This is a genomic window from Metabacillus dongyingensis (assembly GCF_019933155.2).
GTDB classification, from domain to species: Bacteria; Bacillota; Bacilli; order Bacillales; family Bacillaceae; genus Bacillus_P; species Bacillus_P dongyingensis.
This window is the reverse complement of record NZ_CP082944.1, coordinates 1,322,107-1,348,706: the sequence shown is the minus strand read 5'-3', so window position 1 is coordinate 1,348,706 and position 26,600 is coordinate 1,322,107. Positions and strand designations below refer to the sequence as shown.

Below are 26,600 nucleotides of genomic sequence, written 5' to 3'. Positions count from 1 at the left end.
TCACTTCCTTTCTAAGTAGGCTATCCTTTACGGATTTCATCTTTCGTGTGCATCATCTTCGGACGTCGTTTCATCATCTGAAGCGGCATGCGAACCATAAAATCTTTCCAGTCGTTTAATCGATAAGGCACAGCCGGACTAGCATAAGGTACGCCAAAGCTCTTTAGTTTAACCAAATGACTGCAAAGTAAGAGGAAAAATAGAATAACCCCATACAATCCAAACAAGGCAGCGCCAAACATGGCTACAAAGCGAAGAATGCGCAATGGAATCCCCGCGCTATAACTCGGAATCGCAAAGGAGGAAATGGCGGTTATTGCCACTACGATAACCATGATATTGCTGACTATCCCTGCTTGCACCGCTGCTTCACCAATTATCAGTCCGCCAACAATCCCCATTGCTGGACCAATAGGCTTGGGCAATCGCAGACCAGCTTCCCGCAATATTTCGATTGCTACTTCCATAAGCAGTGCTTCTATTAAAGAAGGAAACGGAACACCTTCCCTTGTCCCTGAGATAGAAATGGCTAACTCACTAGGAATCAACCCCGGATGAAATGAGATAAAAGAAATATATAAAGCAGGTGCAAACAACGTAACAATAGCTGCTCCAAAACGCAGCAGACGAAAAAGCGTGCCTGGAATCCAACGTTCATAATAATCTTCTGGCGATTGCAGCAGCATGCTAAATGTAACTGGGGCGATCAAAGCGAAAGGCGTGCCATCTAACAAGATTGCTGCTCTTCCTTCCATCAATGCACTAATGACGCGATCAGGGCGCTCCGTACTCTGTACTTGGGGAAAAGGACTGAGGTAATTATCTTCGATCAGTTGTTCTACATAGCCAGATTCCGGTACATGATCAATATCGATTTTCCGAACTCTTTTCTTGACCTCTTCTATTAATTCAGGGTCAGCAATTTCTTGCATATAGGCGATGACCAGTTCTTTTTTTGCACGCTTTCCAACTTGAAATTTTATTAATGATAGGTTCTCATTTTCACCATGGCGTCGTAAAAGCGCGGTATTATCGCTTATAATCTCAGTGAAACCTACCCGTGGACCTCTGACCAATGCCTCTGATACTGGCTCTTCAATATTCCGTTTGTTTGCTTTTGTTGTACCAAGAATGTACACATCAGATGACCCATCAATCAAAAGGGCTGTTGAACCTGTTAATACTTTTGTCATCAACTCTTTTATATGATGGGCTTCTTCTACTTCACTAATAGAAAGGACTTGATTTTTAATAAATTCTTTTGAAATGGCACCTTTCACATAAGGAGTTTCCTGTTTGTATTCTTCACAAAAATTAAGCATCAATGATTTCATAATATGTTTGTCGATGAGATCTTTATCTGACAGCCCATCGACAAAAATAATCGCCGCCCGTATGCCTGTGCGCCCTATGTTAAACTCCCGAAAGTGAACATCCGAGTTATGGGCCATTTCTTGCTTGACAAGTTCCAGATCTAAGTCGAAATCGCCTGTAATTTGACCTTTTGAATCTTGAAAAAACGTAGTTTTCTGCTCTTTATCACTTTGAATGGAAGGTTTCTGCGTTTGTTTTATCTTTGATTTCCACCATTTCATTCTCATCACTCTTCCTCTAAAGTACGGACCCATTTAAAAAATCTTGTGATCAAAAACGGAATGAAAAATACGATAAAACCCTGAATAAAGACTTTCCAGTCCGGAAGATAGGAAACCACCATTTTCCACATATTAATCACCCTTTAAGTACCCAAAGCCCGCAACTGACATTAGGAATAAACATTTCTAAAATGTTGTTATTAATGTTAAAAAAGCTTCTAGATTAGTATGTAACCCGGAACATTAACGATAACCCTATTCGATTTTGTGCCTAATAAAATGAATTAGCCATGCAGTTCCGAGGAAGAGAAATTCCAGCTTCATTTGAAAAATCGAAGAATATTCAATTATTATTTGTACTACTTTGTGTAAATATGCGGAAGTGTATCCCTCCCGTTTTTTTAGTTTTCCTATAGGTTGTTTTAGAAAGAAACAACCTTGGTCATGACGTACGCACTTGTTCCTGTAGCTTAACAAGCAATTAATTAAAAAGTGTATGAAATTGCTCACGAAAATTGGTGTTCTTAGGTGCTGATACAAAAAAGAACACGATCTCTATGATCATGCTCTAATTGTTAGTTCAGAAGGCTTTTTTCCTAATCAACCTTCAGCCTTAGTATTTATTTTCATCATAGGATCTTGTGCAAACCGAGCTTCATACAAAATAAATGGTATTTATTTATGCATGTAGGAGTATCAAGGTTTTATTGTTCGTTTCTGAACATGTTGTCTAGTAACAACAGCCTTGTTACAACATGACTGCACATAATCCCTGCAATTTGCAAGAAACAAATTTTTCCGCTAATCCACCAATTGCTGCGCTTCTATATAGAGCGATTGAATGAATTTTTTCATGTTGATTCGGCTTTGATTGGTGCTTCGTTCACTTTTATCTTCAAGCTCCAGCATTTTCTTCCGGACTTCAGAGAAATCGAAAAATGTGGATGAATACGCCTCGAATTTTGGATTCGTGTAATCTGTTAACCCTAATGAGGCAATATAGTTGAGCGCCTGGTAAATTGCTCTGCGAACCCGCTGTTCGGAGGCTTTCATTTCTTTTTGTACTTCCGCCTCGGCAGCCTGTTCTCCAAGCTTTTTTTGGGCATTTCCATAAAAAATTTCCTTTAGAGGCGGAAAGTAGGAGGATCCGAACTTTTGTTTATCATCCTGCAGGAATTCTAAAATTTTCATCAAGTCTTCACTGCCGCTTTCTCCAATCATCCCTAAATCTGAAATCAATGAACGGCCTGCTTCGATTATATTTTTTGTATGAGAAGAGCTGGATGGCGGCGACTGATGACCTGTAAATAATGTTAACGATTCTTGAATGCCTCGAATTGATTTTTCCAGAATGACCCGCTCGTTTACCTTTTTTAACACTCCTGCTATTTCAAGGCGGTTTAACGGCTTTGTGATGTAGTATTCTGCTCCTAAACTATATGCTTCCCCTATGAGCTCCTTTGCCTCCATTTGAGAAATCATCACGAATTTCCCCTGGAATTCAGAAGAAAGAACACGAATTGTTTCAATTCCATCTCTCTTTGGCATCAGTAAATCCATGAGCACCACGTCTACTTTTTTGAGCGCAAGCTTCCCATTGTCCACCAATGATCCGTCTTCTGCTTCACCCACCACTTTGCCTAAATCCTCATCCTCAATCAAGTCTGTCAGCATCGCTCTAATAGCTGGATCATCGTCTATAATGAAGTAATTCATTTGACCTGTCCTTTCTGTATCATCGCATCAATCGGAAGCCCGATGACAAATATGGTTTCTTTATGATTATCTATTAGCTTAATATGTCCGCCAAGCTTGTCAACGGTTTGTTTCACATACGAAAGTCCAATGCCTGTAGAAGGATTGCCGGAAACATCATACTTCGTTGTAAACCCCTCTTTAAAAATGATTTCTTTCAGCTTTTGCTCAATGCCTGGTCCATTATCACAGACCTGAAATTCTACCATCCGGTCTCTTCGAATGACATACAACGATATATGTCCCTCTTGTTCAATGGCTTCCAACGCATTTCCGATCAAGTTATTTATCAATGATAACACCATGTTTACTTGATATGGCGGATGTTCCCCTTCCACATGCAGAGAAAACGAAACGTGTTTATTTAATAACTCCGCATACCTTCTATTTGAAACAAACATAATGTTACTCAGCTGCTCAATGCTCATGTAGTCCTCTAGCTTTTCAGAGGTCATCAACTTTGACAGTCCAGCATAAATTCGCTGATTATCTTTTTTCATTTCATGTACAAGACCTGCAATTTGCAATGCTGTTTGAGCCTCATGACCATGTGAATCTCCCGATTTCAGCCTGCGATAAAAATCATAACATTTGTGGGTGATTTCTTCTGCATTTTGCATCGTTTTCTTAAGCTGAACAGATTCCTCATACAAATTCGAAATGAACAGCAGCATTTGCTCGTTTTGTCTGCGCTGCTCTTCCTCTGCCAATTTTGCTTCTCTCAGTTTAATAATGTTAAAAAAACCAAGTACGAAAAAACTTCGGATAAACGCGATAAAGATAATCTGTTTGATTGCGTGAAATGAAATAATCTGATCCGCTAACGAGGATCGAATCGCCATTTCCGACAAGCTTGCACAAAATTCAATGACCACGCCTAGTATTCCAATCATAAACGGCTTATTATGCTTCTCATTCAGCTTTGTAATATGAAAAATGAAAGCGTACATGGCGTAATAAAGGAACACCGGAAGATGACGGCAGATTGCCTCTTCAACCGGTATGTCACTGATAATGACCGCCAGCAAAAACCGAAACACAAACACACTTGTCCCAGTCAAAACCCCTGCAATATACGGGTGAATGCCTCTGTTCCATAACAAAAACAAGAAAAATGCCGGTGTCCCCAGGCTGACGCGGAATGCATCATTGAACGGATAGAATTTAAACTCTCCAGCGAGCGGTACGGCAATCATCATCAATAAAACTGCTAAAATTCGTTCCTTCAGTTCGGACACCTCCATACCAAATAATGTACAAACATTACACATTGTACTCAAACCTTTGGAAAGTTGAAACAGTTATGAGAAAATTTTTTTTATTTTTTTATAAGTATTTGTAGGTTTTCGTATGAATCAGTAGGTTATTGTAGGTAACCGCTTACACTCATATTGGTAATAGACTTGAAGGGGTGGATGGGATGAAAAAACTAAAACTTGGCTTAGCTTGGCAGATTGTAATTGGTCTCATTTTAGGAATCGCGGTTGGAGCTGTCTTTTATGGAAATCCAAATATTGAAGGATTCCTCCAGCCGATTGGAGATATTTTTATTCGCTTAATTAAAATGATTGTCGTGCCGATTGTCGTCGCAACATTGATTGTCGGTGTTGCCGGCGTGGGTGATGTAAAAAAGCTTGGAAAACTTGGCGGCAAAACGATTCTATACTTTGAAGTCATCACAACCATTGCGATTATCGTCGGGTTGCTGGCTGCAAACATTGTACAGCCTGGTGCAGGCATTCAAATGGATGAGTTAGGTACGGCCAGCATCGATAAATATGTCGATTCAGCCAACGAACAAAATAGTCATGGAATTGCCGATACTTTCGTTAACATCGTACCTTCGAACATATTTGAGTCCTTAATGAAGGGCGATATGCTTGCAATTATTTTCTTTTCAGTATTGTTTGGTCTTGGGGTAGCATCACTCGGTGAAAGAGGGAAGCCCGTTTTGACATTCTTTGAGGGTGTTGCCGAGTCCATGTTTTGGGTGACAAATCAAGTAATGAAGTTTGCACCGTTTGGGGTATTTGCCTTAATCGGCGTCACAGTTTCAAAATTTGGACTTGCGTCCCTTATTCCGCTTGGCAAGCTTGTAATAGTGGTATACGGTGCCATGATCTTCTTCGTATTGATTGTACTAGGATTAATTGCAAGATGGTGCGGCACCCATATCTTTACGATCATGAAAATCTTGAAAGATGAAATGGTACTCGCTTTTTCTACCGCAAGTTCAGAGGCGGTGCTGCCAAAACTAATGGAAAAAATGGAGCGCTTCGGTTGTCCAAAAGCTATAACGTCTTTTGTCATTCCGACAGGGTATTCTTTTAATCTGGACGGCTCGACGATTTATCAAGCGATTGGCGCTTTATTTATCGCACAAATGTATGGAATTGACATGTCTATTCCAGAACAGCTGACCCTTGTGTTAGTTCTGATGGTAACTTCAAAGGGAATGGCCGGCGTACCTGGTGCCTCATTTGTCGTGCTCTTGGCTACGCTCGGCGCAATGGGACTCCCGATGGAAGGATTAGCTTTTATCGCAGGTGTTGATCGTGTATTAGATATGGCACGAACAGTGGTCAATGTTATAGGTAACTCTCTTGCGGCCATTGTAATGTCTAAATGGGAAGGTCAATTCAATGAACAAAAAGCGCAAGATTATATCAAATCACTTGAAGCAAGTAAACAAACAAATGTAGCATAATCTTTCTTAACATCATAGTGAGCAAGATATAGATGGGGGAGTTCAACTTGAAAAACGAACATGTACGAAAAGAAAAAGATTTTTTGGGAGAAAGAGAATTGCCTATTAATGCCTATTATGGTGTGCAGACATTAAGGGCTGTAGAAAACTTTCCGATTACTGGCTATCGCATTCACGAGGATTTAATTAGAGCATTGGCAATCGTCAAAAAAGCGGCTGCGCTCGCGAATATGGATGTGAAACGTTTATACAAAGGCCTTGGAGATGCGATTGTTCAGGCAGCAGACGAAATTATTGAAGGAAAATGGCATGACCAGTTTATCGTAGATCCGATCCAAGGCGGTGCCGGTACATCCATGAATATGAATGCAAACGAAGTTATTACGAACCGTGCACTTGAGCTGCTCAGCAAAGAAAAAGGGGCATATGCTGAGTTGAGCCCAAACAGCCATGTCAATATGTCACAATCAACGAATGATGTGTTTCCAACCGCCATTCATATTGCAACTCTTAATTTAGTTGGAAAGTTGTTAGACACAATGCAATATATGCAGGAAGTGTTTAAAAAAAAGGCGAAGCAATTCGATCATGTCATTAAAATGGGCCGTACACACCTCCAAGACGCGGTGCCGATCCGGCTTGGCCAAGAGTTTGAAGCTTACAGCCGTGTATTAGAGCGTGATATCAAACGCATTCAACAATCACGCCAGCATCTGTATGAAGTAAATATGGGGGCCACAGCCGTTGGCACAGGCTTAAATGCAGACCCTCGCTATATCAAAAATGTGGTCAAGCATTTAGCGGACATCAGCGGTCTTCCTCTCGTAGGTGCAGAGCATCTTGTTGATGCAACACAAAATACGGATGCCTACACAGAAGTCTCTGCCGCCCTAAAAGTATGTATGATGAACATGTCGAAAATTGCCAACGACCTGCGTTTAATGGCATCAGGCCCTCGCGCGGGATTTGGGGAGATATTCTTGCCTGCTCGACAGCCAGGCTCATCGATTATGCCGGGAAAAGTAAATCCGGTTATGCCGGAAATGATTAACCAAGTGGCATTCCAGGTAATTGGCAACGACCATACGATCTGTTTGGCCTCTGAAGCGGGTCAGCTTGAACTAAACGTGATGGAACCTGTGCTTGTATTCAACTTACTTCAATCAATCAGTATAATGAACAATGCATTTCGTTCCTTCACCGATTACTGCCTTGCAGGCATTGAAGCAAACGAAGACCGGTTAAAAGAATATGTAGAAAAAAGCGCAGGGATTATTACAGCTGTAAATCCGCATATTGGATACGAAGTGGCTGCACGCATCGCACGAGAAGCCATTTTAAATGGAAAATCTGTACGCGAGCTATGCCTTCAATATGATGTATTGACAGCAGAAGAGCTTGATCTCATTTTAAATCCTTACGAGATGACAAACCCGGGGATTGCAGGTGCATCCCTTTTTGAAAGAGAGTAACCCGCTGTTTAAATCCGCATAAATCATTGGACATGGATTAAAACATCTAGATTTCGTATTAGCGGATGCCAATCTCCCCTGCGGGTTCTTGTTAAGTTCTTTTATGAAAACCTTTATGAGCTTAAACAAGATGTAAGAACAGAAAAGCCTAAACGCGATAAAAAACAATCATGATCATACAAGATTAAGAGGGATATAGAAGGCTGAAGAAATACCTTTTCTTCAGCCTTCCCCCCTTTTTAACCAATATGCGAGAGGAGAAACAAAAGAATGAACAGTCTACGTGAAAAAGCGCTGCAGATGCATAAAGAAAATAAAGGAAAACTTGGTGTTCACTCAAAAGTCCCGGTGCGTGACGCCTATGATTTAAGTCTTGCTTACTCCCCTGGCGTTGCAGAACCGTGCATGGAGATACATCATGATGAATCAAAAGTATATGACTATACGATGAAAGGCAATCTTGTGGCGGTCGTATCAGACGGTACGGCTGTGCTTGGCTTAGGAAACATCGGACCGCGTGCTGCAATGCCTGTCATGGAAGGAAAAGCCCTTCTCTTTAAATCATTTGCCGATGTGGATGCCTTCCCTCTTTGCCTCAATACGACTGATCCTAAAAAAATAGTGGAATTGGTTAAATTGATAGAGCCTACCTTTGGAGGAGTCAACTTGGAGGATATTGCAGCACCGCAATGCTTTGAGATTGAAGAACAATTACGAAAAGCTTGCAACATCCCTATATTTCATGATGACCAGCATGGAACAGCGATTGTAACAGCAGCTGGGTTGATTAACGCCCTTAAGCTTGCAGGTAAGAAGTTGGAGGAAATTTGTGTTGTTGTCAATGGAGCAGGTGCAGCCGGTGTAGCGATTGTGAAGCTTTTACTGCAAATGGGTGTAAAAGATGTGATTTTATGTGACACAAAAGGAATTATCTATAAAGGCCGCCCTCTCGGCATGAATCCTTTTAAAGAAGAAATGGCACTTATCACGAATTTAGAGCAGAAACAAGGAACATTAAAAGATGCAATGGTTGGATCCGATGTCTTTGTTGGTGTATCGGCTGCCGGTGCTATCAATGGAGAAATGGTTCAGTCCATGAATCATGATCCAATCATTTTTGCTCTCGCTAATCCAATCCCGGAAATTATGCCTCAAGAAGCAAAAGATTTGGGTGCTAAAGTAGTCGGTACAGGTCGGTCCGACTTTCCGAACCAGGTCAACAATGTTCTTGCCTTCCCTGGTATTTTCCGCGGTGCGCTTGACGTAAACGCAACAGAAATCAATGAAAAAATGAAGTCAGCAGCAGTTTACGCTATTGCCGAACTCATTTCAGAACAAGAGCTTCATTCAGACTATGTCATTCCAGATCCATTTGATCGCAGAGTTGCTGCTCACGTTGCAGCAGCTGTAGCACAGGCGGCAATAGACAGTGGAGTGGCCCAAACAATTATCAACCCAGAAGACATTAAAAAACGTTTATTATCCCTTAATGAATAATAGACTCTTATTATATTTAAATGAAAAATTAGATAGCGACTTAGCAGACTGTTTAAGATAGATGTTGCTCATTGCTAACTCCAAAATTCTTATTTCATATTCTGCGTCTTTCCCTTTTGATGTATAAATAAAAACCGAAGCTTGTTATCACTAAGAATACAGCCGTTTTCCTAATTTTTTAGGAAAACGGCTGTATTTTGCTTCAGATAAGAAGCTGAATAACAACTGAGCGGACTTTTTTGTTTTGCTTGTTCCCTCTTCATTTCTTTCGTGGAAACTTGTGAGATACAAAAGTGAACATCAGAATATAAGGAACGAAAAATATTTATTTTAGCAGTAAAATACCACAATGAAGTTGAGTCTATGGAAATGGCCCCTCGTTCAAAATAATATGCCATTCATATATTCTCCCCCAATCATCTTGTACCCATGTTAACCTTGTTTTTTACTTGGTTAAACACAACAGTTGAATCCCAGACATTTAGTCCAAAGTAGCCTTCTTTATAGGTTTGGTCGTTTGTATCAATGGCAAGCTTGTCATCTAAATAAGCCTTAATGTTATCGCCTGCCGTCACTACTTTAAGATGATGGTTTTCATTTGCTTGCAGTTTAAGATTTCCATCATTGTTATAGGATGCAAGGTCATGGCCAGCACCATTCACAAATTTTATTAATTTGACAACATTATTTTTCACATCAACATTGACAGCATAAGCATTTTTCCCTTCTGAATCTGAGCGAAAAACCAGTGCTCCTGCACCAACTAAGTTACCAGCTGTATCCTTATTAGGATCATTCGGATGTGAGTCCGTATCAAGAATTTTCATGTCTGCTTCATACTTAAAATTGCTTCCTGCTTCATTTGATAAAATGAATGCATCCCCGCTGCTTTGCCCCTGTTTTCCAGCAATTGTATCTGCCCACTTGCCATTTACAGCTTTCCAGCCATTTAAGGTTGATTTAAAGCCGCTTTTTTTCCAGATACTTTTTACAGGATAGATATTCAAGGATTTCAATGTAACATTTCCATCCTTACTATAAATCTTTACTCCTTTGCTTGTTGGACTAGGGAAGATTTGATCGGTAATCACCGTTTCTCCATCGTTGCCAAATACTTCTACAGCTGAATGATCGACAAAAATATGCATTTTCAAAGTTCCATTTGACACAGAAAGAGGACCTTTGTGCATGTCTACAACATTGCTGCCGTAATCAAAGCTGTCAGAGTTCTTACGGTCAACAAATAATTGCTTGTTCCCAACTTCATACCCTATTTTTGTATACTCATTAGTAGAACCTTTGCGAACTTCAAAGCCAAATTCAGTTGCCGTGGTATTAGAGACATCAAATTCAGCAATCATTTCATAAGCATCTCCTGAAAAATCATCCAGAAGATTGCTCTCATCTGAAATTACTTTATTTTGATAAGATACTTTCTGGTTTTTGTCACGAATTGAATTGATTGAAACCGGCGTTTGTTTTAAACGTACTCCTTCTTCTGTTTCAGTAAGCTCCATCTTCCGAGGGAGGCTCATTGAACTCCTCCATGTTGATGTTGGTGTATTGTTGGCGTAGTGCCAGTTGCTCATCCAGCCTAACCAATATTTCTCACCATTCTCGCCCTCAATTCCACTCCATTCTACTGCTGCATAGAAGTCAGCTCCATAATCACTCCATAATACCTGATCGGACGGATTCTCATTTTTAAACGTTTTTCCATCAAAACTGCCAACAAAATATTGACCGCCAGACCCGCCAGCAGGGGCTCCATCATTTAAACTTACTTGCAGCACCCACTTTGTTTTGGTCGGATCGCCATCAATTGGCAATTCAACTAAAGCAGGACATTCCCAAATACCGCCGTTGCTGCCATGTGTAGAAGGGATCCATTCACCGGAAACAGCCATCCAGTCTGTAATGGTTCCGCTCTGCTTAACTTCAGCTTCCACAGGTTCTTTTGCAACATTGTCAACTTCTGCTGGCATAGGACCTTCATTATAAACATGAACATCATCTAGGTTTATATGCCCCCAGCCTCCTACAGCATGGTCAACCACTTTCATATAGAGTACTTCACCGATATAATCAGAAGCATCCCATACGTATTTGTTATACTTTTCCTCTTTAAATTTCGTATTTGCCTGGCGAATTAATTCTTTATTATCAGAGGCTCTCACCAATGATACATAGCGGCTGTTAAAGTCATTCCCACCGCCTAATAAGAAATTAATTTCACCTGTTCCGCCTAGCTTAAAGTATGAGGAATGCAGTTCACCGGTTGCATCGTCTCCATTATGAAGATCTGAAAATCCCCATAAATGATAATTTCCTTCATGGCCAAATTGACCTCCCCAATAGGATGCTGCATCTGTGACGTGATCATTTGTAAAAGCATTCCCTTCAATTAGGCTCCAACCAGTTAAATCACCTGTTTCAAAATCATGGTTATTGATTTCCTTCTCATTTGTTGCGATGTTCTTATTCAGTTGAACATCTTGAAAATTCGTTGAGGAATTCCAAATGTTCAAGCCTGCAAACCCAGAGGAAAACGTTGCGTCATTTATGTCATGAATAAGCTGGTCATCTATATAGACTTTAATGTTTTCGCCGTACGTACTTACTTTTAAATGATATAGCTTATCTGTATCAAGACTCATCGATTTTTCAGCTAAGACGGATATTTTTCCATTTTCAATTTTCATTAGTTTCACAGTATCATTCAGGGCATCGATATTTGCAAAATAGCCATTCTTTGCTTCTTCATCTGCTCGGAAAACAAGTGAACCTGCGCCATTACCCCCTTTATTTCCAGAAATCGTGATATCTGCTTCATAGATCAAATTCCCAGCCGTTTGACCGCTCATAATAAAAGCATCATCTGTAGAGCTCCCATTTTTCCCAGCTAATGTATCTTCCCAAGAGCCATTGACAACCTTCCATTTAGACAGGTTCGACACAAAATTTGATTTATTATTAAATTCTGCATTTCGAAAAGCCGCTGTAGAATTCCACGCTGATAAGCCGTAGTAACCGCTTTCAAAAGATGGATCATTTGCTTCAATTACAAGCTCATTGTTTATAGCAACTCTGATTTGATTCCCATCGGCATCTATCTTCACATGATAGGTCGTTGAGGTTTTTAGAGGTAATGGTTTGCGGACAATTTCTTTCGTGATGCCCTCCACACTTTTACTTAATGTGACAACATCGTTTTTGGCATCCAGGTTGGCAATATATCCATTCTCCGCACGCTTGTCAGCACGAAAAATAAGGCCACCTGCACCTTCTCTCCCATTCTTTTCGTTAAGGGTAATGTCACTCTCATAGCTAAACGATCCGCCTATTTGCGAGGACATCGCGTAAGAGGTGCGATCAAGACTATTCGCTTGAATTCCGCCATCTGGCCCAAATTCACTAGCAAACTCCCAGTCTTTTAAATTGGGTGACGTATAAAACATGACCTTATTCTTTGCTGTTAACGACATCACCCACTTGCTTGAATCTTCATGCCAGAAAACCTTCGGATCACGCCAATCAGGGATAGGAGGATCAGCCATAACAGGATTACCTTCATATTTTTCCCACGTTCTTCCTTTATCAAGGCTGTATGCAAGACTTTGGACTTGGCCTTTTTCCCCTGAATGAGTAAATATAGCAACCATCGCTTCTTTTCCAAATCCTGCTGTATTGTTCCAATCGATCACAGCACTTCCAGAGAAAATATCACCGTTTTCATCAGGTGATAAGGCAATCGGCAAATGCTCCCAATGAACAAGGTCTTTACTTACAGCATGTCCCCAATGCATCGGTCCCCATGTCGTTCCATATGGATGATACTGATAAAACAAATGGTATTCACCGTCATAATAGACCATTCCATTCGGGTCATTCATCCAGTTTGCTTCAGGAGAGAAATGAAATTGATTACGAAAAGGTTCATTATAATACCCGGAATCATCTGCGAAAACACTTGTTAATGGAAAACTAAGAACGATTAAGCTGATTAGATAGAAAGAAATCTTTCTTTTTATGGAAATTTTCAAAAAAAAACCCCTTTAACTTTTTAATGTCGCGGAGTGCAGACCTTACGCTGCACTGCTTCCTCTTAAACGATCCAATAAAACAGCTGCTACAATTACGCCGCCCTTTACAACTAACTGCCAATAATAATTAACATCCATAAGTGTCAATCCATTGCTAATAACACCCATGATTAAAACCCCTATGATCGTTCCTTGTATTCTGCCCTTTCCTCCAGTTAAACTTGTTCCACCTAAAATAACCGCAGCAATAGCATCTAATTCATACATTTGTCCTGCAGTTGGTTGGCCAGAATACAACCTTCCTGCTAATACGACACCACCTAACCCAGCTAATAAGCCACTAATGGAATAAACGTTTATTAATGACTTTTCAACCTTGATTCCTGTTAAGCGCGCGGCTTCTTCATTTCCGCCAATTGCATAAATATGTCGGCCAAACATTGTATACTTCAGGACAAAAAACATCACGCCATACACCAAAAGCATGATATAGATTGGTGTTGGTATGCCTAAAATAGCACCGCCGCCAATGAATTTAAAGGTTTCATTTTGCAAAACAATTGGATAACCGCCACTTATGACATAAGCAAGACCGCGAACATACGTAAAGCTTCCTAATGTCACGATAAATGATGGTAATTTCGTTATTGCTGTAAAAAAGCCATTTATAAGACCTACTGCATAACCTACTGCTGCACCTGATAACATCGCAATAATCGGGTTAACTCCTGCAGCTGAAACCATAACTGATATAACTCCAGATAATGCAACTGTAGAACCTACGGATAAATCGATGCCGCCTGTTAAAATAACAATCGTCATCCCTGCAGCTAATATCGCAATAATGGAAACCTGCTTTAATACATTTAACATATTGGCTGTATCTAAAAAGTTAGGTGCAGTGAACGAAAGGACAATACATAATAATAATAGAATCATAATCATGCCTAAACGATTCCATAAAGCAAGAAGGATTTTGCCCGCCTCCAGGCTTTGCGATGGTGATGCTGTTTGAGTATTTGCCTTCATTTTTCTTTACTCCCCTCTAGTAGCTAAGTGCATAACTTTTTCCTGTGTTGCTTCTTCTCTCGAAAGTTCCCCCGTTAATTTACCTTCGCTCATGACAAGGATTCGATCACTGACTCCTAATACTTCCGGCAGCTCAGATGAAATCATTAACACGGCCAGTCCTTCATCCGCAAGCTGTGAGACAATTTTGTGTATTTCAGTCTTTGCCCCAATATCAACACCACGGGTTGGTTCATCAAGCAGTAAAATCTTTGGTGTAATGGACAGCCATTTAGCAATGACTACTTTTTGTTGATTACCGCCGCTTAGGTTTGAGACCTGCTGTTCGGGAGAGGCAACTTTTATATTTAGGTCTTTTATAAACTGTTCGGCACTAGAATTAACCTGTTTCCAACTAACAATTCCTGACTTAGAGTGCTTTTTCAACTCTGCCATTAAAATATTCTCTTTTACTGACATGGATAAAAATAAACCTTGTTCTTTTCGGCTTTCAGGCACATGGGCAATTCCATTTGCAATCGCATCAATTGGTGATTTTATGTTTACAGACTTGCCATCCACGTATATTTCTCCGCTTTTCAACTCCGATATACCAAATAAAGCCCGAACCAGCTCCGTTCTGCCTGCACCTACAAGTCCCGCTAAACCAACAATTTCACCAGGATAAATTTTCAGCGAAACGTCTTTAACAATGGTATTATCAGAGACACTTTTCAGCTCTAGAACAGGGACTGCTTCATATGAGAGTGTTGTCTCAGATGATTTCGTTCGATTAAATAAATCCTTTAAATCACGACCTACCATTAGCTTTACGAGGAGGTCGGGGTTTGTCTCTTCAATCGGCCCGCTTGTTATCCACTCACCATCCCGTAAGACAGTAAATCGATTTGAAATCTTAAAGATTTCGTCCATTCTATGAGAAATATAAACGATCGCAACTCCTTGTTTTTTTAAATCGTCAATAATTTGAAACAGCTTTGTGATCTCTTTATCTGTTAGCGAAGCTGTAGGTTCATCCATGATCAGAACCTCTGCCTTAAAGGATAATGCCCGTGCGATTTCTACCATTTGCTGTTGTGCGACACTCAAGGCTGAAACGAGTTGACGGGGATTTAGATTAGATCCCATTGAATCTAACACCTTTTGTGCACGTTCGTGAACTTCGTCCCACCTGACCATTCCCAGTCGATTTTTTGGAAAAGTTGAGCCCATTAAAATATTTTCACTGATTGTTAGATTAGGAGAGAGATTTAACTCCTGGTGGATAACACTTATTCCTCTGTTCCTTGCTTCGACAGGATTCTTCCATGATATTGGTTGACCTTTTAAATAGATGGTCCCATCATGATCAGGAGTATGGATCCCTGCAAGGATTTTCATAAAAGTTGATTTCCCGGCACCGTTTTCTCCCATTAATGCGTGTACTTCACCTGGATAAAGCTCCATTCTCACATTGTTTAATACCTTTACACCTGAGAATGTTTTACTTATCCCTTCCATATTCAGTAATGGCATTTTTTTAGTTTTTTGTTTTTCTATTAACATATCTTTAACAGCCATAAGTCTATCCCACCCCTTATTTATCCCATTCTTAACGGACAGTAAGACCCTTATTTGAAATAGGCTGAATTAGGGATGGACCCTTATCAGCCTATTTATTCAAGGAGGCTTACCAACCCTGGTAAGAATCTAATGTATCTTGAGTTACAAGCTTAACAGGCACTTTAATAAGTTCTTCAACGTCTTCACCCTTTTTCACTTTCATTCCAATTTCAACTGCTTTTTTCACCATTTCACTAGGTGATTGAGCAGAAGTCGCCATAATAGAGCTTCCTTCTTTCGCCATTGCTTCTGCCGCTTCAGGAGCACCGTCGACGCCAACAATGAAAAACTCATCTTTTCTTCCAGCTTGCTCTGAAGCTATTTCTACTCCGATTGCTTCAGGGTCATTGATCGCAAATACAGCGTCAATTGATCCAGATGGATTCGCTTGTAAAATACTTTCCATAACAGATAATGCTTTTTCACGGTTTCCTTCACCATTTTGCTTTGCAGCTACTTTAATTCCAGACTCTTTAATCACATCCTCAAATCCTTGAATACGATCTGTAACGGCTGAAACTGGAGGTCCATCAATAATGACAATGTTTCCTTTTCCATTTAATTGTTCAACCACATATTCACCAGCAAGCTTACCTGCTTGGTAGTTATCTGAAGTGACTGTTGCATTAACACCGCCCTCTGCATTCGTATCTACTGCAATTACTGGAATTCCGGCATCCTTTGCTTGTTGAACAGCTGCAGCAATCCCCTTCGTATCAACTGCATTTAATAAAATCAAATCTACCTTTTTTGTAATAAAGTTTTCAATTTGAGAGGTTTGTTTTGAAAGATCATATTCAGCGCTTTCTACAAGAACTTCTGCACCTAATTCCTTCCCTGCTTCTTCAGCTCCTTTTCCCATTGCAACGAAAAATGGATTTGCTAAAGTACCTACAGTTAATCCGATTTTTAACTTATCGTCGCTGTTTTCCTGTCCAGTGCTATCATTTGAAGATTCACTTGCACTACTGCATGCGGACATTAAAGCCATTAATGCCATTAAACCTAACACGAATAAAGTTTTTACATTCTTTTTCATTGTGAGCCCCCTAGAAATTAATAAATACAAATTTCATTTTTCTTAGAAGTAAATAAATTGATAATACCATTGATAACGCTTACAATCTTGTGGCTGCAACACCTCCTTTAAGTCGTTCAAATATGATTTCATTTTTCTTTAAAGAATAATCTTAGAATATATCGATAATGAAAATTTCAATATTTGTTAGTGGGTTCAAGTTAAATAAATAAAGGAGTTATGATTTTTTATGGTGGATTTCACCACTTAATTTGCTTATCTTTGACTCTTTTTGATTGATTTTGATTATATTATGCTCTTTAAAAACTGTCAATATATTGAGAAAATTCAGTAAATTATATTAGTAATGTAAATATTAGCTAATTTTACTTTTTGTTATAATTCTCAATATAAGTATTATTAGGCGTTTTTAAATGAATAATGGAAGATTTTGATCTACATTGCATTCTTTCCAATTTCAAATAAACGGTTTACCAATATATTTACTTTGAGAAACTAAATGTAAAAGGGGGAAAATTTTTTTGAGATTTTGCCTATTCAAGGCAAAAAAAAAAAGAGCTTTAAACCCCTATTGTCTATTCAGTAGACATGTGAGTCAGCTCCAATTAAAACTTTTTTATGTAGAAAAATGAGAGTTTATTAAAGAGGTGCACAGTAAATTTCCGTTTTCTCCCTATACTTCTCCAATATCATCGAATCTTCTTCATTCGTAATGATTTTAGCTTGATGCAGTTTTGCAAATTCAGAAAATGAAACTTCGCCAAATTTCGTATGATCTGCAAGTACAAACGATTCACGAGAGAGATAGATAGCTTTTGCTTTCAGTTGTGCTTCTTCAGGATCTGGAGTAGTAAAACCTAGTTCATGGTGGATTGCATTTGTTCCTATAAAGCTTTTATCAAATCGATAATTTTGAATACTTTCGTATGCATTGCTGCCAATCATCGCTTTTGTTACTTTTTTTACATATCCCCCAATTATATAGGTACTTATATCTTTTTCAAGTAATGCATCCAAATGGTCAATCCCATTTGTAACCACAACAATGTTTTCTTGGTCTAAATACTGTATCATTTGATAGGTTGTTGTACCTGCATCAAGGTATACACAATCTCCAACTTTAATTAATTGGGCAGCATATTTTGCTAGATTGTTTTTTTCTTTAAGATTCTGAGTTGATTTTTCAATCATACTTGGTTCTTCCCGTTTTCTTTGTAACAGTGAAGCACCGCCATGTACACGTTTTATATAGTTCTGCTTTTCTAGTTGATCCAAATCGCGTCGCAATGTAGATTCTGAACTTTTTGTTAACTCTACTAGTTCATGAACCTTAACATTCTCTTTTTCCTTTAAATAATCTAATATCAAACGATGACGCTCAGTTATAAGCAAAAATACCTCCCCCTTATTACTTGTTATTTATCGTATATTTTACTTCTTTTAGCTTAGTATAGTATAAAAACGCAAATAAATGGAATTTTCAAGTTGTATTTACTCTTTAACTATTTAATAAAAAACCGGACAAAAAACGCCCGGTCCAAATCAAGGAATAAATGAAAAATGAAATTACAAGGCTTCTTTTTGCCAGTACATAATCATCATGATTCTTTAAGTACATCATGGTTATATAACCAAATATAAAAAAGCCTAATTTCTCGGTGTTGCAAATGAGAAATTAGGCTTTAGTTACTTCATAAAAGCGCCCTTTTCTTGAATAAGCAAGAAGCTCTTATTAGATGGTACATTGGAAGAAAATACATGTTTTTTTATTTCAGAAAAGCACCCGTTACTTTAAGTAAAGACTTCACAATCTGCTTCGTTAATCAAACAAAAAAAGGCAATGCCTTGTTAAAGCATCGCACCCGTTTGTTTGATTTACAATTTGATATTTCACAATGGTTTTCACTTTAACAAAGAATAAATATTCGTATCAAACGGAATATCATTTTGATACATATAATTTCTCAAAATCCCTTCTTTTACAAAGCCTAATTTTGTTAACAACTTATTAGATGCTTTATTTTCAACAAAAACAACTGCTCCAATACGCATTAAACCAAACTCTTTAAAACCATATGAAATCACTTTAGCAGCAGCTTCAGTTGCAAATCCATTGCCCCAATGTTCAGGAAAAAGTGCATAGCTTATTTCTGCTCTCTTATGTTCAGAAGACCACTCTTGATACCCAATTGTCCCGATAATACCTGACGTACCCTTCATTTCAATTCCCCATTTAATACCGCGTTTTTCATTGTAATTCTTCGAAAAATTCCTGACAATTTGTTTCACCTGATCAAGACTTGTTAATGGATTTTGTCCGTAATAACGTAATACATCTGCATTAGAGAAACAATTAAATATATCTAATGCGTCATATTCAATAAGTTCTCTCAAAACTAACCGTTCTGTTTCTAATACAGGAAACATTCTCCCACTCCCTTTTGTTTGAACCTAGAGTCACCTTATTATTATAGCGAGAAAAAATTTTGGATATTATCCATCCCAATTATTTTCAAACAATTAAACTTGCAGTATCTTTATTTTCAAAGAACAAACGTTAAAATAACAAAAAACGGGTACTAAATTGCTGTGCACTTTAGTACCCGTTTTCTTCTGTATTTTTCTTCTTTCTGACGTTATTAACCTAAATCTACATTATGATAAACCTGCTGAACATCTTCTAAATCTTCAAGAGCATCAATCATTTTTTCAAATTGTGCCTGTGCATCTTCAGGAAGCTCGAGGTCATTTTGCGCAAGCATTGTTAGTTCTGCAACTGAAAATTCTGTAATGCCGGCATCCTTAAATGCTTTTTGAACAGCATGGAACTGATCAGGTTCTGCATAAACAATCACAGCTTCCTCTTCTTCCAAAATATCGCGCACATCAAGATCCGCTTCCATTAACAGCTCAAGAACATCGTCTGCTGTTTTGCCTTCAATGCCGATAACAGCTGTTGCATCAAACATATAGGCAACAGATCCATTAACACCCATATTTCCTCCGTTTTTGCCAAATGCCGCACGGACATCCGATGCTGTACGGTTAACGTTGTTAGTCAAGGCATCCACGATAACCATTGATCCATTCGGACCAAATCCTTCATAACGAAGTTCATCATAGCTTTCTTCTGAACCGCCTTTTGCTTTTTCAATCGCACGGTCGATGATTGCTTTTGGAACACTGTAAGTTTTTGCACGCTCAAGCACCACTCTTAACGCCTGATTTGATTCCGGATCAGGCTCGCCCTGCTTTGCTGCCACATAAATCTCACGTCCGAACTTCGCATAAATCCGGCTTGTGTTAGCATCTTTTGACGCTTTTTTCTCTTTAATATTGTTCCACTTGCGACCCATATTCTTTCACTCTCTTTCCGTTCATATAAAAGGCAGTTTCGGGTGCCTATATAAAGTTCGCTGCATGATTAAAACTAGTTATTTACTGCATTCAATCTATTATATCAAATTCACCTCATTTTTCACGAGTATCTTGCTGAAAAAGAAAGGCTTGTTTATCCAGTGAATAGAGCGGGTATCTCTAACCTATGGAGGCGATCTAAATGAAACCGAAATTCAAAGTATTTCACGATGACGAGCAATTAAGCAAATCCATTGATACTTTAAGAAATGATGGAATCAGAGATGATGATATTTATATCCTTTCACATGACAACGACCATGTAAGGCGTGACCGCAAAGAAACTGATGCCAACAAAATCGGGGTAGGCGTAACCGGAGTCGGAACTGCCTTAAAAAATGTGTTCCGAAGCAAAGGCGATAAATTGCGTGCGAAAATGGAAGAAATCGGCTTTGAAAAAGAAATGGCTGAAAAGCTTGAAGAAGAATTGGATAAAGGGAAAACGCTGCTGGTTGTAAGAAATCAGGATGAAGTGACGTTTTGATCTATTTTAAGAATTAGCTGAAAGATTTTATAATGCACTAGCATAATTATGCTAGTGCATTTTTGTTTGTTAATAGCATCAAAAACGTCTTAACCAAATAGATAATTTATTTATTATCAATCAAAATCCTTCTATTTCTAACTCTGTAAACAAATGTTCATAAACACATAATGTTCCCTTTACTCTAGCTTAATAACAATTTAGTAAAGTAAACTAAAGTAGACACAACTCTAAGGGAGGCAATGATGAAGAAACAAATATTTCAACTTCATAAAAAAGGTATTAAAAGGTTTTCTCATATAACTTTAGCAGCTTTATGTATTTTTATAACTCCATCTCTTACCTATGGTTACGATGCAAAAATGAAAACTGTTAAAACAGAAACTCAATCACCATTTATGAAGTATGAAACTAAAGAATCACAAAAATTACAGGACGGAGTAACATTTTCTAGACTCGTTTACGGAAAAACAAATCGTGAAGATGCCTTTATGGTAAATGTAGATTTCCTTACTTCAAATAATGAAGCAATTAAACTAAAAGAAAAGTTGGCTTCTCAAGGCTATGATTCATTTATTCAAAAGATCAATGAAAGAGCACAAGACGATCCAGAACGAGTACCTCTTGGATATCTAGTGAGAATCGGTCCATTCCAGGCAGAGTCAGAAGCAAAGAGTTTAAAAGAGGAACTGGCGTCAGGAGGCTACAGCGATTCAAGGGTTGTTTTTACGGGAGAAGATGGAGATGCGACTACAGGACCATGGGTTGTTAATGTTCTTGAGATAAACCCAAAAACGTTTAAAGGGCATATATCGCCTGTTATAGCAAATGACCAAGTCCCAAGTAAAGAAAAGCTGACTAGTATGTCGATGAGGATGAATGCATTAGCCGGTATTAATGGCGGATATTTTGTAATGGGTCCAAAAGATGGAACTGAGGGCGACCTTGCAGGTATTTCTATGGTAGATGGCAAGCTTATCAGCGAGGCTGTAAATGGTCGAACAAGCCTCATTTTGAACGAGAAAAATCATGCCTCCATATCTACGGTAAATACAAAACTCAGTATACAAACATCTGATGGTGAAAAAAGGGAAATAGATGGTCTAAACCGGGTACCTGGCCTTATTCGGGGATGCGGTGGTGTCGGTGATAAAGAAACCAATCAGCCAAAACATGATTATACTTGCACAGATGCAAGCGAATTGATCCAGTACTCTTCACACTTTGGAACAAATACTCCTTCTGGTGACGGTGCTGAAGCTGTCATTAACAGCAAAGGGATCGTTACTGAAATCAAAGATGCACGTGGAGGCAAAATTCCTGAAGGAAGTACAGTTTTATCGGGTACATCAGAAAATGCACGGTGGATTCATGATCATCTGCAAGCTGGAGAAAAGGTGAATATTAAGAAAAAGATGTTTACAGAAGAAGGCTCGTTTCCTTCAAGAAAAGGAATTGGAATTATCAATGGCGGCCCAAGACTCCTGGAAAATAAAAAGATAAACATCCCTTCAACTGCAGAAGGATTTCACCAGCCTGATAACCCTGAGTTCTTTTATCAGTTCGGCCAAAGACGGCACCCCCGAACCGTTGCTGGAATTAAAGCTGATGGTACTATCCTTTTGGTAACCATTGATGGAAGAAAACCAGGTTATAGCGTTGGAGCTAACTTTAAAGAAAGTGCACAACTTTTAAAATCTTTAGGTGCCGTAAACGCCCTAAATCTTGATGGGGGCGGCTCCACAACCATGACAGTAAATCAAAAATTGGCAGGCACACCTTCTGATGCTGCAGGTGAACGTCCAATCGGTGATGGTATCTTGCTGTTACCTCAATAAATATGAGATAACTTAAAACTGCACCCTAGCCAGGTACACAACGAAAAGCTCTAGTTTATATCTGCTAGAGCTTTTTATATGTCTGAAAAAATTCATCCTATTTTCTTTATTGATAATCATTACCATATAAATATACTTCAATTATAACTTAACTCATTTATCTATTGATAGAGGCGACAAAGTATTTCCCGTTTCAAGCAACCTTTTCAAGTTACTTAGGATATCAGGCCAACCATAGTTTAAACCTTCAAAGGTATCTTCCTTCTCTACAAAATCAGCAGGCACAAGATCTTCATGTTTAAGAGTGAATTTTACAGTTGAATCCAAAAGGACTAATTCAAAGTAACCTGTACGGGCTTCATGTTCATATTAGAGTGCATGCAGTTTTATTATGCAGACGACAGACACTCTTATGATGTTTGGATATAACCTTAAAAACAAAAAAAGGACTAAATACGTCCTTTTGTAATCACTAAAGCCATCAATTTAATTATTTATGGCCTATTCTAGACTCGCTTCAAATAAATCGATGATCTCAAGAAACCTCTCAGCTTCTCTAAAAGTATGATCAGCTAAAAGGGGATGTATAATGCTCTTAATACGGCATGCTTCTATTAACTCTCTTGCTGTTTTCTTAAAATCCCTTAACGAAGCTACTGAAACTTTATTTTGATTTAAGAATTGGCTTAGTATAGGTCCAGTTTCTGATTGTGGCCGCATAGATTCCAAGTCAACTGCCTGAAAAACCAATTGATCAAAATCATGACTAAACTCCCTTGCCTGCTCTACTAATTTTCGTTCCGAAGGATCTAAAAGATGTCCGATAAACTTAGCATGATCTGCCATGATTCTGAGAAAGAAAACATTTTCTTCTATAATAGCTTCTGGTTTAGGGACTAGTTTACCTTCATTGAGTTCTTTTAGTCGATTAGCAAAGTAAGCTGCTTCTCTGCTAATGTGATCAACCAATAACGGGAAATTATTAGAACGAATTTCGCAGCGCAATGTTAAACCTAACACTTTTCTCTTGTATTGCCATATTGAAGCAGCTGCTTGAAAAACCTCGCTATTAAAAGCCTGTATTTGACGTAAATCTGAGTTTACCGTGAACTTGCTCAACTTTTCCTCTATTCTTTCAAAAACAGTGATAAACTGCTGTGCTTCAGTAATCAATTGTTTCTGTTCATGGGTAAACCCTAAACTTAAAAATAAGGCGTGCTCTTTCATAATCCTTGACCAAAATTTTATTTCGTCAAGCGACCTTGCAACAATTGCGTTTGCCAGAGTAATCCCCCCCCATTTACACACTCCTATCTAAATATATATTTGATTTGTTGTCCATATTCATACTAATTCAAAATTAAATGTGAGTAAGCACTTCCGTTCTGAAAAAGTCTTCTTATATATAGAGATTTTCTTTTATTTCTGACCCTTTAGTTAAATAAAAAGGCTTTACTCCTTATTGAAGTAAAGCCCCCTTTCCTCCTTTTCGTTGAGGAAGTTTCATTCTAACACCTATGGTGAATCAAAAAGACTGATCCCAAGTGAAATCGACTAAACGTTTTTTTGAAACAGAAGGAGAATTTTATGTTGTTCCTATTCCGTCCTCTATTTTATCTGTGCTGATCTACAAGAATGGGATTACCGTCAGGATCTTCAATTGTAAAACTTGCAGGCCCTTCGGTTGTTTCATCTGCTTCAGACAGTATTTTAATTCCTTTTGCTTTAAGCTGCTTTTGGATGTCTCGAATGTCTGTAAACGACTTAAGATTTTCGGCATTTTCATTCCACCCAGGATTATAAGTCAGAATATTCTTTTCGAACATTCCTTGAAAGAGACCAATTATGCAGCTTTCATTCTTCATAATAAGCCAATTTTGAGTAATATCCCCTCCAAAGACTTGAAATCCTAGATCTTCGTAAAATAATTTTGATTTGTTAATATCTTTTACACTTAAACTTACAGAGAATGCACCTAGTTTCATATTTTCCTCCAATAAAAAAGTAATAATTCAGAAAGTTAATTTCATTTAAATTAATTATACATCAATACTTTTAAGAATACATTTCAGTTTGTCCAATTTTTATAAGGTAAAACCAAAGCCCAGTTAGCTCACCAAACATAAATCCATTATCTGACCCACTATTCGAATAAAATAATTGCGTTTTTATGAAAAAAGAACCTTCAATCTAAAGATAGATTAAGGTCCTCTGTTTTATTTTCAATGATATTCTATTATTTACTCAATTCTATATGTGAATTTTCTTTATCTCTTTTTACAATTATCGCCTTTTAAACCTCTTCATTATTTAAACGATTGTCATATATGAAAAATGCTGCTTAAACTTTTTCATGAAATCCCTACGTTTTTGCATCCAAAGAATTAACTATAGACTAGTTCTTTTGCGCTTAGACCAAGCGTCTCTGCTGTTGAAGTATGAATTTCGTGCAGAAGCTCTGGATTTTCCATTAGTGACACGCCATAAGAAGGAATCATTTCTTTGATTTTTGGTTCCCACTCTTTCATATGCTGAGGGAAGCATTTATTAATTACCTCAAGCATAACATGAACAGCAGTAGAAGCACCTGGAGAAGCACCCAGTAATGCTGCAATCGAGCCATCAGCTGCAGTAATAACTTCGGTACCAAATTGAAGCGTTCCTTTGCCGCCTTCAGCAGTATCTTTGATAACTTGTACACGTTGGCCAGCTACTACTAAATCCCAATCCTCGCTCTTAGCGTTAGGGATAAACTCTCTTAACTCTTCCATGCGCTTTTCTTTCGATAACATAACTTGCTGGATCAGGTATTTTGTCAATGACATCTCTTTTGCGCCTGCCGCAAGCATTGTTAAGACATTATTCGGTTTTACGGAAGTTACTAAATCAAACATTGAACCTGTCTTTAAGAACTTTGGTGAGAAGCCGGCAAATGGCCCAAATAGCAGCGCTTTTTTATTATCGATAAATCTTGTGTCAAGATGCGGAACAGACATTGGAGGAGCTCCAACCTTAGCTTTTCCGTATACTTTTCCATGATGCTGCGCTATAATTTCCGGATTCTTACATACCATAAATATTCCGCTTACTGGGAATCCGCCAATATGTTTCCCTTCAGGAATACCAGATTTTTGCAGTAAATGCAGGCTTCCTCCCCCGCCTCCGATAAAGACGAAATTAGCAGTATGGCGTTCTATGCTGCCGCTATCGGCATTACGCACTTTTAATTCCCATGAGCCATCGCTAGTACGTGCAATATTATCAACACAATGTTTGTATTTAATATCGACGTTTTGATTCTTTAAGTGATCAAACAACATGCGTGTTAAAGCACCAAAGTTAACGTCTGTACCAGAGTCGATTTTTGTTGCTGCAATAGGTTCGTTCGATGGACGGTCTTGCATAATTAGCGGGATCCATTCCATCAGTTTTTCTGGGTTATCCGAAAATTCCATACCTTTAAACAGAGGATTGTTTATCAGCGCTTCAAAACGTTTCTTTAAAAACGCAACATTTTTTTCCCCTTGTACCATACTCATATGAGGTATTGGCATAATAAAGTCTTGCGGATTATTAATCAGCTTACAGTTAACGAGATAAGACCAAAACTGCATTGAAACTTGAAACTGTTCATTAATTTTAATAGCCTTGCTAATATCTATAGATCCGTCAGATTTTTCGGATGTATAGTTAAGCTCACACAGTGCAGAATGTCCCGTACCCGCATTATTCCATTCGTTAGAGCTTTCTTCTCCTGCGTTTGCGAGCTTCTCAAACACTTTGATTTCCCATTCCGGTGCTAGCGCTTTCAATAATGATCCCAAAGTCGCGCTCATAACACCGCCACCAATTAAGATAACGTCTGTTTTTTTCTGTATGCTGCTCATTATACCCGTCCTTATCCCCTATATTTGCAAAAAAGATGTAGGGGCTCCTGCTCAGATGTTACAAAAAGCCAGGCGCGACCTAGGAACACACCTTTTCTGTCTCAATTATAACTATATCATAGTCTATTAAAATTATTTATAAATTTAATTATCTACTATAACTATATTGTAAAAATATAGTTTGTGTGAAGAAATGAACTAAACCTTGCCTGCCTTTAGTTGAAGAAGAAAAAGC

Annotated in this window: 18 protein-coding genes and 1 pseudogene; 5 read left to right on the top strand and 14 right to left on the bottom strand. The window is 38.5% G+C overall.

Annotation, left to right across the window (positions count from 1 at the left end; genetic code table 11):
• Window positions 1-20: 20 nt before the first annotated feature.
• The 3 genes from K8L98_RS06630 to K8L98_RS06620 all read right to left on the bottom strand — a co-directional run bounded on the left by K8L98_RS06630 (window position 21) and on the right by K8L98_RS06620 (window position 4,621).
• Window positions 21-1,595, bottom strand: coding sequence for a spore germination protein (locus K8L98_RS06630; RefSeq protein WP_223440592.1), 1,575 nt, complete (start codon window positions 1,593-1,595; stop codon window positions 21-23).
• Window positions 1,596-2,396: 801 nt separating this feature from the next.
• On the bottom strand, window positions 2,397-3,311 hold the full coding sequence (locus K8L98_RS06625) for a response regulator (RefSeq protein ID WP_223440590.1): 915 nt from the start codon (window positions 3,309-3,311) through the stop codon (window positions 2,397-2,399).
• Window positions 3,308-4,621: an ATP-binding protein gene (locus K8L98_RS06620; RefSeq protein ID WP_223440589.1), complete on the bottom strand. Its 1,314-nt coding sequence runs from the start codon at window positions 4,619-4,621 to the stop codon at window positions 3,308-3,310. The genes K8L98_RS06625 and K8L98_RS06620 overlap by 4 nt, the downstream gene beginning before the upstream one ends.
• Before the next feature lie 149 nt (window positions 4,622-4,770).
• On the opposite strand from K8L98_RS06620, the gene K8L98_RS06615 reads away from it, so the two are divergent.
• The 3 genes from K8L98_RS06615 to ystJ all read left to right on the top strand — a co-directional run bounded on the left by K8L98_RS06615 (window position 4,771) and on the right by ystJ (window position 9,026).
• The gene (locus K8L98_RS06615; protein WP_223440588.1) at window positions 4,771-6,057 is read left to right on the top strand and encodes a cation:dicarboxylate symporter family transporter; all 1,287 of its coding nucleotides are present in this window, start codon (window positions 4,771-4,773) and stop codon (window positions 6,055-6,057) included.
• A gap of 47 nt (window positions 6,058-6,104) precedes the next feature.
• Window positions 6,105-7,529, top strand: a complete 1,425-nt coding sequence (aspA, locus tag K8L98_RS06610; protein WP_420828829.1) for an aspartate ammonia-lyase — start codon at window positions 6,105-6,107, stop codon at window positions 7,527-7,529.
• A 270-nt stretch (window positions 7,530-7,799) separates the two neighbouring features.
• Complete coding sequence (gene ystJ / locus K8L98_RS06605) at window positions 7,800-9,026, top strand: NADP-dependent malic enzyme (RefSeq protein ID WP_223440586.1); 1,227 nt, start codon at window positions 7,800-7,802, stop codon at window positions 9,024-9,026.
• A gap of 416 nt (window positions 9,027-9,442) precedes the next feature.
• Here ystJ and K8L98_RS06600 read toward each other — a convergent pair whose 3' ends face one another.
• From K8L98_RS06600 to K8L98_RS06570, 8 genes and pseudogenes are all read right to left on the bottom strand, one after another.
• Window positions 9,443-11,983, bottom strand: a complete 2,541-nt coding sequence (locus tag K8L98_RS06600) for a glycoside hydrolase family 32 protein (RefSeq protein ID WP_420828860.1) — start codon at window positions 11,981-11,983, stop codon at window positions 9,443-9,445.
• A 33-nt stretch (window positions 11,984-12,016) separates the two neighbouring features.
• Window positions 12,017-13,045 (bottom strand): annotated as a pseudogene (locus tag K8L98_RS26800) (glycoside hydrolase family 32 protein); the annotation flags it as partial.
• Between the two features lie 66 nt (window positions 13,046-13,111).
• Window positions 13,112-14,098 carry an ABC transporter permease gene (locus K8L98_RS06595; RefSeq protein WP_223440583.1) on the bottom strand — a complete coding sequence of 329 codons (987 nt, stop codon included), beginning with the start codon at window positions 14,096-14,098 and terminating at the stop codon, window positions 13,112-13,114.
• A 6-nt stretch (window positions 14,099-14,104) separates the two neighbouring features.
• Window positions 14,105-15,658 carry a sugar ABC transporter ATP-binding protein gene (locus K8L98_RS06590; RefSeq protein WP_223440582.1) on the bottom strand — a complete coding sequence of 518 codons (1,554 nt, stop codon included), beginning with the start codon at window positions 15,656-15,658 and terminating at the stop codon, window positions 14,105-14,107.
• Window positions 15,659-15,767: 109 nt separating this feature from the next.
• On the bottom strand, window positions 15,768-16,739 hold the full coding sequence (locus K8L98_RS06585; protein WP_223440581.1) for an ABC transporter substrate-binding protein: 972 nt from the start codon (window positions 16,737-16,739) through the stop codon (window positions 15,768-15,770).
• Between the two features lie 639 nt (window positions 16,740-17,378).
• The gene (locus tag K8L98_RS06580) at window positions 17,379-18,131 is read right to left on the bottom strand and encodes a DeoR/GlpR family DNA-binding transcription regulator (protein WP_223440580.1); all 753 of its coding nucleotides are present in this window, start codon (window positions 18,129-18,131) and stop codon (window positions 17,379-17,381) included.
• 510 nt (window positions 18,132-18,641) lie between these two features.
• Window positions 18,642-19,166, bottom strand: a complete 525-nt coding sequence (locus K8L98_RS06575) for a GNAT family N-acetyltransferase (protein ID WP_223440579.1) — start codon at window positions 19,164-19,166, stop codon at window positions 18,642-18,644.
• 212 nt (window positions 19,167-19,378) lie between these two features.
• Window positions 19,379-20,095, bottom strand: coding sequence for a YebC/PmpR family DNA-binding transcriptional regulator (locus K8L98_RS06570; protein WP_223440578.1), 717 nt, complete (start codon window positions 20,093-20,095; stop codon window positions 19,379-19,381).
• A 203-nt stretch (window positions 20,096-20,298) separates the two neighbouring features.
• Between K8L98_RS06570 and K8L98_RS06565 the strand changes: the two genes are divergently transcribed.
• Window positions 20,299-20,640, top strand: a complete 342-nt coding sequence (locus K8L98_RS06565) for a YflT domain-containing protein (protein WP_223440576.1) — start codon at window positions 20,299-20,301, stop codon at window positions 20,638-20,640.
• 245 nt (window positions 20,641-20,885) lie between these two features.
• A complete protein-coding gene (locus tag K8L98_RS06560) occupies window positions 20,886-22,478 on the top strand; it encodes a phosphodiester glycosidase family protein (RefSeq protein ID WP_223440574.1) in 1,593 nt (530 codons plus the stop codon).
• Between the two features lie 501 nt (window positions 22,479-22,979).
• On the opposite strand, the gene K8L98_RS06555 is transcribed toward K8L98_RS06560, so the two are convergent.
• From K8L98_RS06555 to K8L98_RS06545, 3 genes are all read right to left on the bottom strand, one after another.
• Window positions 22,980-23,762: a DUF2935 domain-containing protein gene (locus K8L98_RS06555; RefSeq protein ID WP_223443223.1), complete on the bottom strand. Its 783-nt coding sequence runs from the start codon at window positions 23,760-23,762 to the stop codon at window positions 22,980-22,982.
• Between the two features lie 329 nt (window positions 23,763-24,091).
• On the bottom strand, window positions 24,092-24,463 hold the full coding sequence (locus K8L98_RS06550; RefSeq protein ID WP_223440572.1) for a VOC family protein: 372 nt from the start codon (window positions 24,461-24,463) through the stop codon (window positions 24,092-24,094).
• 399 nt (window positions 24,464-24,862) lie between these two features.
• On the bottom strand, window positions 24,863-26,365 hold the full coding sequence (locus tag K8L98_RS06545) for a malate:quinone oxidoreductase (protein ID WP_223440570.1): 1,503 nt from the start codon (window positions 26,363-26,365) through the stop codon (window positions 24,863-24,865).
• Between the last annotated feature and the right edge of the window lie 235 nt (window positions 26,366-26,600).